The sequence below is a fragment of the Collinsella sp. AM20-15AC genome (assembly GCF_003471405.1).
GTDB lineage: Bacteria > Actinomycetota > Coriobacteriia > Coriobacteriales > Coriobacteriaceae > Collinsella.
In genome coordinates, this window is sequence record NZ_QRJA01000037.1 from 1 (window position 1) to 12,405 (window position 12,405).

At 60.3% G+C, this 12,405-nt stretch carries 7 protein-coding genes; 4 read left to right on the forward strand and 3 right to left on the reverse strand.

Annotation, left to right across the window (positions count from 1 at the left end):
• Nucleotides 1-81: 81 nt before the first annotated feature.
• Both DW233_RS09405 and DW233_RS09410 read right to left on the reverse strand, forming a co-directional pair.
• The gene (locus DW233_RS09405) at nucleotides 82-2,610 is read right to left on the reverse strand and encodes a phosphoketolase (protein WP_118267935.1); all 2,529 of its coding nucleotides are present in this window, start codon (nucleotides 2,608-2,610) and stop codon (nucleotides 82-84) included.
• A 204-nt stretch (nucleotides 2,611-2,814) separates the two neighbouring features.
• The gene (locus DW233_RS09410; RefSeq protein WP_118267937.1) at nucleotides 2,815-3,843 is read right to left on the reverse strand and encodes a LacI family DNA-binding transcriptional regulator; all 1,029 of its coding nucleotides are present in this window, start codon (nucleotides 3,841-3,843) and stop codon (nucleotides 2,815-2,817) included.
• A gap of 240 nt (nucleotides 3,844-4,083) precedes the next feature.
• Between DW233_RS09410 and murB the strand changes: the two genes are divergently transcribed.
• Nucleotides 4,084-5,046: a UDP-N-acetylmuramate dehydrogenase gene (gene murB, locus DW233_RS09415; RefSeq protein WP_117638263.1), complete on the forward strand. Its 963-nt coding sequence runs from the start codon at nucleotides 4,084-4,086 to the stop codon at nucleotides 5,044-5,046.
• Between the two features lie 231 nt (nucleotides 5,047-5,277).
• Here murB and DW233_RS09420 read toward each other — a convergent pair whose 3' ends face one another.
• A complete protein-coding gene (locus DW233_RS09420; RefSeq protein ID WP_117636049.1) occupies nucleotides 5,278-6,483 on the reverse strand; it encodes a hypothetical protein in 1,206 nt (401 codons plus the stop codon).
• 268 nt (nucleotides 6,484-6,751) lie between these two features.
• On the opposite strand from DW233_RS09420, the gene galE reads away from it, so the two are divergent.
• The 3 genes from galE to glgP all read left to right on the forward strand — a co-directional run bounded on the left by galE (nucleotide 6,752) and on the right by glgP (nucleotide 11,935).
• Nucleotides 6,752-7,813, forward strand: a complete 1,062-nt coding sequence (gene galE / locus DW233_RS09425) for a UDP-glucose 4-epimerase GalE (protein WP_117564856.1) — start codon at nucleotides 6,752-6,754, stop codon at nucleotides 7,811-7,813.
• A gap of 208 nt (nucleotides 7,814-8,021) precedes the next feature.
• Complete coding sequence (gene malQ / locus DW233_RS09430) at nucleotides 8,022-9,539, forward strand: 4-alpha-glucanotransferase (protein ID WP_233502855.1); 1,518 nt, start codon at nucleotides 8,022-8,024, stop codon at nucleotides 9,537-9,539.
• A 128-nt stretch (nucleotides 9,540-9,667) separates the two neighbouring features.
• On the forward strand, nucleotides 9,668-11,935 hold the full coding sequence (glgP, locus tag DW233_RS09435; RefSeq protein ID WP_118267939.1) for a glycogen/starch/alpha-glucan family phosphorylase: 2,268 nt from the start codon (nucleotides 9,668-9,670) through the stop codon (nucleotides 11,933-11,935).
• The last annotated feature ends 470 nt before the right edge of the window (nucleotides 11,936-12,405 follow it).

Below are 12,405 nucleotides of genomic sequence, written 5' to 3' on the forward strand. Positions count from 1 at the left end.
AGAAGTTCGCGAAGCCCACTTCTCCGAGGAAGGGCACCAGCCCGGAGGCGGCCCCAGCGCGAGGCCGTCCCGGATGCCTACCTACTCGTTGTCGCCTGCGGTCATCTGCGTTGCGGAGAGCGCGCCATCGGCAGCAGTTGCAGCAGCGGCGTCGGGCCAGACCCAGTCGGTAAAGGCCGGATGGTCGTAGCCCTCATCACACGCAAACTCAAAGGCCTCGGTGCGGAATGCCTCCCACTCATCAATTTGCTCGGCAAACTTATCGGCGTCGACCATGCGCAGCACGTCGGCGGCCAGCGCCCAGCGATCCATGTTGTTCAGGCGCAGCATGTCGAACGGCGTTGTCGTGGAGCCTTTCTCCTCGTAGCCGTGGACGCGGAAGGCATCGTGGCCGGGGCGGTTCCAAATCAGACGGCGAATCGTGCCGGCATAAGCGTGGAACGCGAAGAGGACGGGCTTCTCGCCGCAGCCGAACAGCTCAGCCCAGCGCTCGTCGCTGAGAGCCTGGTCGTTCTCGCAGACGTTCTGGATCTTGAGCAGGTCGACCACGTTGACGAACCATACCTTGATGCCCAGCTCGCGCAGCATGTCGGTTGCAGCCAGAGCCTCAAGCGTCGGCACGTCACCGCAGGTGGCGACCACGACGTCGGCCTCGGCGAGCGAATCGGCGGTCGATGCCCACTCCCAGGTCGCAACGCCCTCGGCGAGCTCCGCCTTGGCCTCGTCGACCGTCTGGAAGGTCGGAGCAGGCTGCTTGCCGCAGAAGATGGCGTTGACGCAGTCAGTGGACTGGTAGACGCGCTCGGCCACGGCGAGAGCCATGTTGGCGTCGGCCGGATAGTAGGCGTTTACGATGTGCGTGTCGTTGGCCTTGTTGAGCAGCAGGTCGATAAAGCCGGGGTCCTGATGCGAGAAGCCGTTGTGGTCCTGACGCCAGACGTGGCTCGACAGCAAAATGTTAAGGCCGCTGATGGGGGCACGCCACGGAATCTCGCGCTTGGTAGCCTCGAGCCACTTGCAGTGCTGGTTGACCATGGAGTCGACCACATGGACAAAGCTCTCGTAGGAGCTCCACACGCCGGAACGGCCAGTGAGCACGTAGGCCTCGAGGAAGCCCTCGCATTGGTGCTCGGACAGCTGCTCGACGACCTTACCGGAGCCTGCCAGCAGCTCGTCGTTGGCCTCGTCCTCGTAGAAGCCGGCGTCCCACTGCTTCTTGGTCACCTTGTAGGCAGCCTGCAGACGGTTGGACGCGGTCTCGTCGGGACCAAAGATGCGGAAGTCATCCATGTTCTTGGCCAGAACGTCGGCAGTGTACTCACCAAAGACGCGGGCGGCCTCGGTGGAGCCCCAGCCATGACCCTTAGTTGCGACGGGGACCTCGTGGGCATGAATATCGGGCAGCTCGAGCTCGCGACGCACCTTACCGCCGTTCGCGTTGGGGTTGGCGCCGATGCGCAACTCGCCAGTCGGCATAAAGGCCGTCACCTCGGGGCGCACCTGGCCCTCGGGCGTAAAGAGCTCCTCGGGCTTGTAGGAACGCAGCCACTCGCGCAGCACGCGGAAGTGCTCGTGGGTGTCCTTGGCACTCGCCAGCGGCACCTGATGCGCGCGCCAGGAGTCCTCGGTCTTCTTACCGTCGATGTGCTTGGGGCAAGTCCAGCCCTTGGGCGTACGGAACACAATCATGGGGTAGGCCGGGCGGACCACGGTCTCGCCTGAGGCGGCCTGGGCCTGCGCGGTGGCCTTGATGTCACAAATCTCATCGAAGACCTGCTCAAACAGGGCAGCGAAACGCGCATGAATGCTTGCGTGGCTCTCGTCGTCAAAGCCGGCGACAAAGAAGTGCGGCTTATAGCCCATGCCCTCAAAGAACTTGGTGAGCTCCTCATCGGACACGCGGGCAAGGATGGTGGGGTTGGCGATCTTGTAGCCGTTGAGGTGCAGGATCGGCAGGACGATGCCGTCGGTTGCCGGGTTCACGAGCTTGTTGGACTGCCAAGAGGTCGCGAGCGGACCGGTCTCGGACTCGCCGTCGCCCACCACGGCCACGGCCAGCAGGCTCGGGTTGTCCATAACGGCACCGTAAGCGTGGCTGAGCGTGTAGCCGAGCTCGCCGCCCTCGTGGATGGAACCGGGCGTCTCGGGCGCAAAGTGGCTCGGGATGCCGCCGGGATAGGAGAACTGGCGGAAGAACTTCTGCAGGCCGGCCTCGTCATTGGTGATGTCGGGGCGAATCTCGCGGTAGGTGCCGTCGAGCAGCGACTGAGCAGTACCGGCGGGGCCACCGTGACCAGGGCCCATCAAGAAGATAGCATTCTGGTTGTGGTCGGCGATCAGTCGATTGACGTGACCGAACAGGAAGTTGATGCCGGGCGTGGTGCCCCAGTGGCCAACCAGGCGGTGCTTAACGTCCGGACGACCGAAGTCGCGCACCTCACCGGTTTTCTCGTCGACAAAGTCGCTGCGCATCAACGGGTTAGAGCGAAGGTAGATCTGACCGACGGACAGATAGTTCGATGCGCGCCAATACAGGTCGACACCCTCGAGCTCGGAAGTGGGAACCTCATGTCCCAGTTTTTGCCACGGCGTTCCCAGTGTTTTAGCCATTGTTTATGTCCCTTCGCTGCGCGGTCACCTTCCGATACGGCAACCTTTCGTTGGGACTAGTATATTTGCTAAAACGTTTTATCATGATGAAAAAACGTTTTATCACCCTTATCAATCCCATCGATCAACAAAACGCGACATTCACCTGCGGCGTTGACAGTCACAGGTGGTCCACATTCGGTTTCTGCAAATTGATAAACGTGTTTAGTTGTGTTTAGTAAGCTCGAGTACGCTGTCCTTAACGATAAGCGCCGGCTCCAGAACGACCTCTTCGGCACGCCTACCGCCCCTACCGGCAAGACGCTTGGACATGCAGCCAAAAGCATGCTCGGCGAGCACGCCGGGATCCTGCTCAATGGCGGTCAGCGCCGGCTCAAAGAGAACGTCGGCCGCCGAGTTGTCATAGCTCACCACCGAGATATCGCCCGGAATGCTCTTCCCCATCTCGTGCAGGCGCTTGAGCAGACCCAACGCGATGTTATCCGAGCTTGCGAACACGGCGGTGGCGTCGGTTGCGAGCACCGCCTCCGAGGCCTCGTAGGCACTCGGAATGTAGTACTCGCTCTCAAACTCCAAACGCGCGTCGATCGGCAAGCCTACCTCGCGCAGCGCGCGCTCATAGCCGGCAAGTCGCTTACGCCCCGTATTGGAACGGCGCGCGTTAACCAAGCAGGCAATGCGACGGTGGCCCTGCTCGATCAGATAGCGAGTAGCCATATAGCCACCCATCTCGTGGTCGAACATCACCTTGTCGCACTCGAGCCCCTCAATGGCACGGTCGACCATTACCGCCGGGATGGGCAGATGGCTGACCTCTTCGCGCAGGGCGCGGTCGTCGGAGAACTCGTCACCCACCACCAGAAAGACGCCGTCGACGCCGCGCGTCACCAGCTGGCGCAGCAGCTCAAGATCGTCATCGGCGCTTCCGCCCGAGCTGGTAATAAAGAGCGCGTAGCCGTCCTCGCGGCAGCGCTTTTCCAGGCTGCCAGCGAGCGAGGCAAAAAAGCGGCTCTCGATATTAGGGACGATAAGGCCCAGCGTGCGCGACTCGCGCATGACCAGGCTACGCGCGATCTGGTTAGGAACATAGTGGTTGCGCGCCGCGACCTCCTTGATGAGCTTGCGGTTTTCTTCCGAGATGCGACAGGGCCGATTATTGAGAACAAGCGAGACCGACGAGGGGGAAAGCCCCACCTCCTGGGCAATCTGCTTGAGAGTAACTTTGTTGCCCATCTCGCTCCTTCCGAGTATTCGCGCAATCTCTTGAAAGTATAGCGACCGTCCCTCTACCTCGATGATAAACACTTTACCAATCCGGTAGACGGCTGTTTTACCGCCGTGATTGGTGCAAAGTAACCTGGCCCCTTTGCACCATGTGATGCATTGGGGTCAGGTTACTTTGCACCAAATCCATCCGGGTGGGGTATATTGCATTCGATTGATGAAAACGACCACCATAAGGCGGATATTCGTATGCACGAGAATGACTTTTTTAACGAGGACCTGCTCTGCGCGCTCGCCGGTGTTGCCGGCGAGGACAACGTGTTGATGAGCGAGCCCATGCGCGACCACACCACGTTTAAGATCGGCGGCCCGGCCGACGTCTTTGTCACGCCCGACACCGAGCAGGGCCTCGTCGCCACGCTTGACACCTGTTATCGCTGCGACCTGCCCCTCACCATCGTGGGCAACGGCTCCGACCTACTCGTCGGCGACAAGGGCATCCGCGGCGTCGTCGTGGCGTTGGGCGAGGGCCTCTCCGACATTACGGTCAACGGCACGCACGTCACGGCAGCAGCCGGCGCCTTGCTTTCCGATGTCGCCGCGACGGCAGCCGAGGCCGGCCTCACCGGCATGGAGCCCATCTCGGGCATCCCCGGATCGGTCGGCGGCGCCTGTTATATGAACGCCGGCGCCTATGGCGCCTGCATGGCCGATGTGCTGGAGTCTGTGCGCGTCTACAAGCCCGCCCGCATGCTCGACGACGGCACCCGCGGCAGCGGCAACATTATTGAGTTCGATGTCGATGAGCTCAACCTGGGCTATCGCAAGAGCCGCATTGCCGACGACGGTTTCGTCGTGCTTTCGGCCACTTTCAATCTCGCCCCGGGCAACGCCGCGATGATCAAGGCCGACATGGACGACTACCACCAGCGCCGCGAGGACAAGCAGCCGCTCGACATGCCGAGTGCCGGCTCCACCTTCAAGCGCCCCGAGGGCTACTTTGCCGGCAAGCTCATCATGGACGCCGGCCTGCGAGGACACGCCATCGGCGGCGCGCAGGTGAGCGAAAAGCACTGCGGCTTCATCGTCAACGCCGACCACGCCACCGCCGCCGATGTCGACGAACTCATCCGCCACATCCAAACAACCGTCAAAGACCAATTCGACGTAGACCTAGAACCCGAAGTCCACCGAGTAGGCGAATTCCTCTAATAAAAAAGAAGGCCCCGAAAGGGGGCTTCGCCATCTTTATATCAGGCAACCAGTCCGGTGTGTCGCGCTTTGAACCCGAAAGGTCCGGGACTGCGGGCGAGGCATAAGGTTGGTCGCGAGTTCCGCACGCAAAGAAGGCCACTTAATGTGGCCTTCGTCTTGCGCAGGACTGTAGAGCAGGCAACCTTATGCCTCGCCCGCAGTCCCGGACCAACCAGCTTCAAGCCGCAGTTACGACAGCGCAATACCGCCAAGCCAGCCCCAACGCACGCCCGACCCAGTGCCATAGAAGCTAATAAACGAATCAAGCGACTTAGACGTAATGGCGCCCTCGTTGCTCATTACGATGCCGCCGCCAACGTAGATACCCACATGACCGTAGATAAGGCCCGGAGCACCCGTGCCGCTGTGCGAGGAATCGGCCACGATCATGCCCACCTGCAGCGCCGAGCGGTCGGAGCTATAGCACCAGGCGTTGAACATGTCACACGCGTTGCCGCCAAAATAGCCCACGCCGGCATTGCGGAAGACATTGGTAACCCACGCCGCGCACCAGTTCTGACCCGGCGAAGGCGTGGAGTAGCACGCGTTGACGACGGCCTGCTGCTTGCCCGAGCCGGCATTCTGCTGCGGAGTTCCGGGCGCATACGATCCACCGCCCGAGCTCGAACCACCCGAGTAGGAATTGTTCTTGTTCGCGGCGGCCGCGGCAGCGGCGGCCTTCCTAGCGGCCTCCTCGGCCTGGGCGGCAGCGAGAATCTCGGAATCGCGCTGAGCCATGAGCTCCTTGACGTCGTCGGAAAGACCGTTCAGCACGGTCTGGACTTCTTGCTGCTTGGCCTGCATATCCTGCATCTGAGCCGTCTGCTGGTCCTTGAGTTTCTCCAGGTTGGCCTTTTGTGCTTCGAGCTCGGTCTTCTGCGCGTCGAGCTCAGCCTGAATCGTCTGGATATCCTCGATGGCATCGCGGTCGCTCTTGTTGATCTTCTCAACGTAATGCGCGTTGGCGACGAGTTCCTCAAACGAGCCAGAGGCCAGCAGCAGCGACAGGATGTTCGTACCGCCGGACTTGTAGCTGGCGGCCACGCGATCGGAAAGGTCGTTGCGCTTCTTCTTGAGCTCGGCCTTCTTTTCATCGATCTGGGCCTGCGTGTCGTCAATCTTGCCCTGGACATTCTCGATGTCGTTGAGGGTCTGGGCATTCTTGTTGGCGAGCGCCGCGTACTCATTGGCAATGCTGTCGAGCTGAGCCTGGACCTCGTCGAGCTGGGCCTGGGCGGCATTCAGTTTGTCGGTGGTTTCTTGACTGGCCTCAGCCGCATGGGCGCGGGCGGGCAGGCCAAAAAGAACAGCCGCAGAAGCGGCGCCGAAAAGAGCCTTAAGGGCAGTGCGGCGCGAAAGCTCCTGCGTAAAGATGGAATCGTTGTTTGGTGACATATGTACTCCGTTACATGCTTATTTATATGTCGCTCAACTCAAACATATTAACGCACATCGCGCTTGTCCCAACTATTTCCACGAACGGCTGGAAAAGCATGGTCAGCGGCTCGCAAATACGTCCCACACCAAAGGTAAGGATTATGCAAATAACACCCTATGAGTACGTTAACATCAATCCTCTGGTTTTCCTGCCCCGCGTGTTTTGGGCGCCCCCAGCTGCGCTATACTCCCCTCAAGAAGTGTTCCTGATTCGATAGGAGACTACATGTCCAAAGCACTCGACCCCAAAGACACCTGCGTCCTCGTTACCGGCGGCGCCGGCTTTATCGGCTCGCACACCGTCGTTCAGCTGCTCGAGGGTGGCTACCAGGTTGTCGTCGTCGATGACCTCTCCAACTCCAGCGCCGTTGCCATCGACCGCGTCAAGACCATCGTGGGCGACGAGGCCGCCAAGAACCTCACCTTCTACGAGGCCAACGTGCTCGACCGCGATGCGATGAACAAGATCTTCGATACCCACCAGATCGACCGCGTCATCCACTTCGCCGGCTTTAAGGCCGTTGGCGAGTCGGTGAGCAAGCCCGTCGAGTACTACCACAACAATATCGAGAACACCCTGGTGCTCATCGATGTCATGCGCAACCACGGCTGTAAGTCCATCATCTTCTCGAGCTCTTCGACCGTCTACGGCGATCCGGACAATCCGCCCGTCACCGAGGAAGACCCCAAGAAGCCCGCGACCAACCCCTATGGTTGGACCAAGTGGATGATTGAGCAGATCCTCATGGACGTCCACACCGCCGACCCCGAGTGGGACGTCGTGCTGCTCCGTTATTTCAATCCCATCGGTGCCCATCCGTCGGGCCTGATCGGCGAGGACCCCAAGGGCATCCCCAACAACCTGGTGCCCTACGTCGCCCAGGTCGCCGTCGGTAAGCTCGAGGCCGTTCAGGTCTTTGGCAACGACTACCCCACCCCCGACGGCACCGGCGTGCGCGACTACATCCACGTGTGCGACCTGGCATCCGGTCACGTTGCCGCCCTCAACTGGATGAACGGCAAGACCGGCGTCGAGATCTTTAACCTGGGCACCGGCACCGGCACCTCGGTACTCGAGGTCGTCGCCGCCTTCTCCAAGGCCTGCGGCAAGGAGCTGCCCTACGTGATTCGCGAGCGCCGTGCCGGCGATATCGCCGCCAACTGGTGCGATGCCTCCAAGGCCGAACGCATGATGGGCTGGAAGGCCCAGTACGACATCGCGGACATGTGCCGCGACAGCTGGAATTGGCAGAGCCATAACCCCAACGGCTTCGCCGACGCCGAGTAGCAAAAACCTACATACCGCTCTTGCCCCGATCTCACGTTGTGAGGTCGGGGCTTTTTCATGGCATGTAACCATTCGCCGAAAATCGACCAACTTTTTTATCTTGCCTGTACATGTTTAAACAACATGTTTTACAATAGGCGTATCGAATCAGAACATCGGAGGCGGACTGCACACCCATCGGCAGGCCGACCCCACAACAAGAAGGTTGGTGAGCGCATTCATGGAGCGTGCAAGCGGCGTCCTCATGCCCGTCTCATCTCTGCCCGGACCATACGGAATCGGCGGCTTTGGCTGGAATGCCTACGACTTCGTCGATTTTCTCGCCTCGTGCAAACAACATTACTGGCAGATTCTGCCCCTTACGACGACCAGCTATGGCGATTCGCCCTATCAGTCGTTCTCGGCCCGCGCAGGCAACCCCAACTTTATCGACTTTGCCGAGCTTATCGAGGCAGGGTATCTGGAGCAGCGCGATATCGATGGCGTGTATCTGGGATCCGACCCCAGCAATGTCGACTACGGTGCCATCTTTGGTGGCCGCCGTCAGATTCTCGACCGCGCCGCCGAGCGCTTTGCTGCCGACAAGCCGGCCGATTTCGATGACTTTATCCAGGCCAACGAGGACTGGCTCATCCCCTACTGTGAGTTCATGACCGTCAAAGAGGAGTGCGGTCTCAAGGCGTTTTGGGAGTGGCCCGCGGAGCTCCGCACCCGCGGCGAGGCTTCCGCCAAGGTCTGCGCCGACCATCCGGCGCGTATGCTCTACCACCAGATGACGCAGTACTTCTTCGATCGCCAGTGGAGCCGCCTCAAGGCCTATGCCAACGAGCGCGACATTCTCATCATCGGCGACCTGCCCATCTATGTCTCGCGTGACTCCGTCGAGATGTGGGCGACACCTGAGCTCTTTAAGATCGACGCCGCCGGCAATCCCGTGAGCGTCGCCGGCACGCCGCCCGACCAGTTCTCGGCCACCGGCCAGTACTGGGGCAACCCCATCTACGACTGGGACGCCATGGAGGCCGACGGCTTCTCCTGGTGGGAGGGCCGCATTCGCGCCGCCCTCGACATGTACGACGTCATCCGCCTGGATCACTTCCGCGGCTTCGAGGCCTATTGGGAGGTGCCGTTCTCCTCGCCTGATTCGTCCTACGGTTCGTGGACGCAGGGTCCCGGCCTCAAGCTCTTCAAGACACTCGAGGAAAAGCTCGGCACGCTGCCCATCATCGCCGAGGACCTGGGCTTCCTCACCCCCGGCGTCATCGATATGCGCGACAACTCGGGCTTCCCCGGCATGAAGATCCTGCAGTTTGCCTTTGAGGGCACCAACTCGTACTACCTGCCGCACAACTACATTGCCAACACCGTCGCCTACGTGGGCACTCACGACAACGAGACGGCACGCGGCTGGTTTGAAGGAACGGCTACCCCGCGTCAGCGCGAGCAGACAGCCCTGTACACCCATCAGCAGGCCGGCGAACCCATCGCCGACGCGCTCAACCGAACCATCGCAGCCAGCGTGAGCGACACGTGCATCTACACCATGCAGGACCTGCTCAACTTGGGCAACGAGGCGCGCATCAACACCCCTGCCACGCTGGGCGGCAACTGGACCTGGCGCATGCTCGACGGCGCCATCACCCGCGAGCTCGAGCACAAACTCACCGACTGGACCGAGACCTACTTCCGCATCCCGTCGGAAGCCGAAATCGAGCTTCCTCAATAGGAGCTACCGCGCCCGACCCCTCCCCACCGTGCGGACGCGCTTGCTTACCCGCGCGAGGCCACCCCAATCCCCTCGCGCGGGATTCTTATGAATTGCAGACATGTAATCAACCCATTACAGGAGGAAACATGCCCCAAATTAACCTCATGGAACTCGCCGAGCAGTCTTTTGGCACCTCGCTCGAGCAGCTCGACGACCGTCGCATTTACAAGCTGCTGGTCAAACTCGTGCAGGAGCGCTCCGCCGCCTGCCCGCTCAACAACGGCAAGAAAAAGCTCTATTACATTTCCGCCGAATTTTTGATCGGCAAGCTGCTCATCAACAACATGATCGACCTCGGCATCTACGACGAGGTTAAGGACCAGCTCACCGCCGCAGGCCACGACCTCAACAAGATTGAGGAGTTCGAGGTCGAGCCGTCGCTCGGCAACGGCGGCCTGGGCCGCCTGGCCGCATGCTTCCTGGATTCCATCGCCACTCTGGGCTTGACCGGCGATGGCGTGGGCCTCAACTATCACTACGGCCTGTTCCGTCAGCGCTTTGTCGACAACCAGCAGAAGGCCGTCCCCGACGAGTGGCTCGGTGAGCAGGACATCCTAGTCGACGACGACCGCTCCTACACCGTCGAGTTCGGCGATTTTGCCGTTACCTCCAAGCTCGTCAACATCGACGTGCCCGGTTACGGCCAGCCCACCAAGAACCGTCTGCGCCTGTTCGACCTGGCGAGCGTCGACGACGGCCTGGTCCCCGGCAGCTCCATCGACTTCGACAAGACCGAGATCGCCAAAAACCTCACCTTGTTCCTCTACCCCGACGATTCCGACGAGCAGGGCCGCCTGCTTCGCATCTACCAGGAATACTTCATGGTGAGCAACGCCGCCCAGCTCCTAATCGACGAGGCCATCGAGCGCGGCAGCAACCTGCACGATCTGGCCGACTACGCCGTGGTCCAAATTAACGACACGCACCCCACCATGGTCATCCCCGAGCTCATTCGCTTGCTCACCACCGAGCATGGCATCGAGTTTGACGAGGCCGTGACCATCGTACGCTCCATGGTCGCCTACACTAACCACACGATTCTTGCCGAGGCGCTCGAGAAGTGGCCGCTCGTCAGCCTGCAGAAGGTCTCCCCTGCCATCGCCGACATTATCGTCAAGCTCGATGAGATCGCGAAGGCCGAGCACGATGACCCGCGCGTCGCCGTCATCGACGAATACGACACCGTCCACATGGCCCACATGGACATCCACTTTGGCTTCTCCATCAATGGCGTAGCCGCCCTCCACACCAAGATCCTGGAGGACACCGAGCTTCATCCGTTCTACGAGATCTATCCCGAGAAGTTCTCCAACAAGACCAACGGCATCACCTTCCGCCGCTGGATCCATGGAGCCAACCCCGCGCTCGCCAGCCTGCTCGACGATGTAATCGGCACCGACTGGCGCAGCACCGGCGATCTGAGCAAACTCGCCAAGTTCGCCGACGACAAGGACGTTCTTGAGCGCCTGGCCGCCACCAAGGTCGAGGCCAAGGCCATCATGCGCCAGTTCATGGCGCTCGAGCAGGGCGTGACCATTCCCTCCAACGCCATCATCGACGTCCAGGTCAAGCGCATCCACGAGTACAAGCGTCAGCAGATGCTCGCGCTCTACATCATCTGGAAGTACATCGATATCAAGAACGGCAACAGGCCTAAGCACCCCGTCACCATCATCTTTGGCGGCAAGGCGGCGCCTGCCTACACTATCGCGCAGGACATCATCCATCTGATCCTGACGCTGTCGCAGTGGATTGCAAACGACCCCGACGTGGCTCCCTACCTGCAGGTTGTCATGATCGAGAACTACAACGTCACCGCCGCCGAGCGCGTGATCCCCGCCGCTGACATCTCCGAGCAGATCAGCCTGGCCTCCAAGGAGGCGAGCGGCACCTCCAACATGAAGTTCATGCTCAACGGCGCCCTAACCCTGTGCACGCTCGACGGTGCCAACGTGGAGATTGCCGAGCTCGTGGGCGACGAGAACATCTATACCTTTGGTGCCTCGTCCAAACAGGTCGAGCAGCTCTACGCCGACGGCAGCTATAACGCCAGCGCACTCTACCGCAAGCCCGGTATCAAGCTGCTGGTGGACTTTATCACCAACCCCGCCTTTATGGCGACCGGCAATGCCGAGCGCCTGCAGCGGCTGCACGACGACATTAAGGGCAAGGACTGGTTTATGGCCCTGCTCGACATTGAGGAGTACATCCAGACCAAGGAGCGCGTACTGGCCGACTACGAGGACCAGGACGCCTGGATGCGCAAGGCGCTCATCAATATCGCCAACGCTGGCACCTTCTCGTCCGACCGCACCATCTCCCAGTACAACGACGAGATCTGGCACCTGAACTAATTTCGCTTCCCTTACCCATCCTCTTGAGAAACGGAGTCGTGGCAACACGGCTCCGTTTTTTGTGCCCGCGTATTGCCCGTGGCCCGCCTCGACCAAACAATCTCGGTCTGTAACACCTAACCGGCAAAATTGGGTCTATCTGTTACAGATCAAGACAAACAGAATTATTGCAAGAAACTGTCTCAATCTGTAACAAATAACCGCTGGAATCGGGTCTACCTGTTACAGAATGAGACAGACGGGCAAGGCGGCTAAAGTAATCTCAATCTGTAACAGGTAACTGCCGAAATCAGCCTCTCGTGTTACGGATTGAGATGGAAGGACGGGCAACTCGACGCCGTCTCGATCTGTAACATCTAGGCCCAATTTGGCCCTCCATCTGTTACAGATCAAGACAAACTGACAGATGGGCAGCCCCGGCACAATCAAAACCACCCCTAAAAGGGGTGGTTTGCTCTTAGGGTGTAACC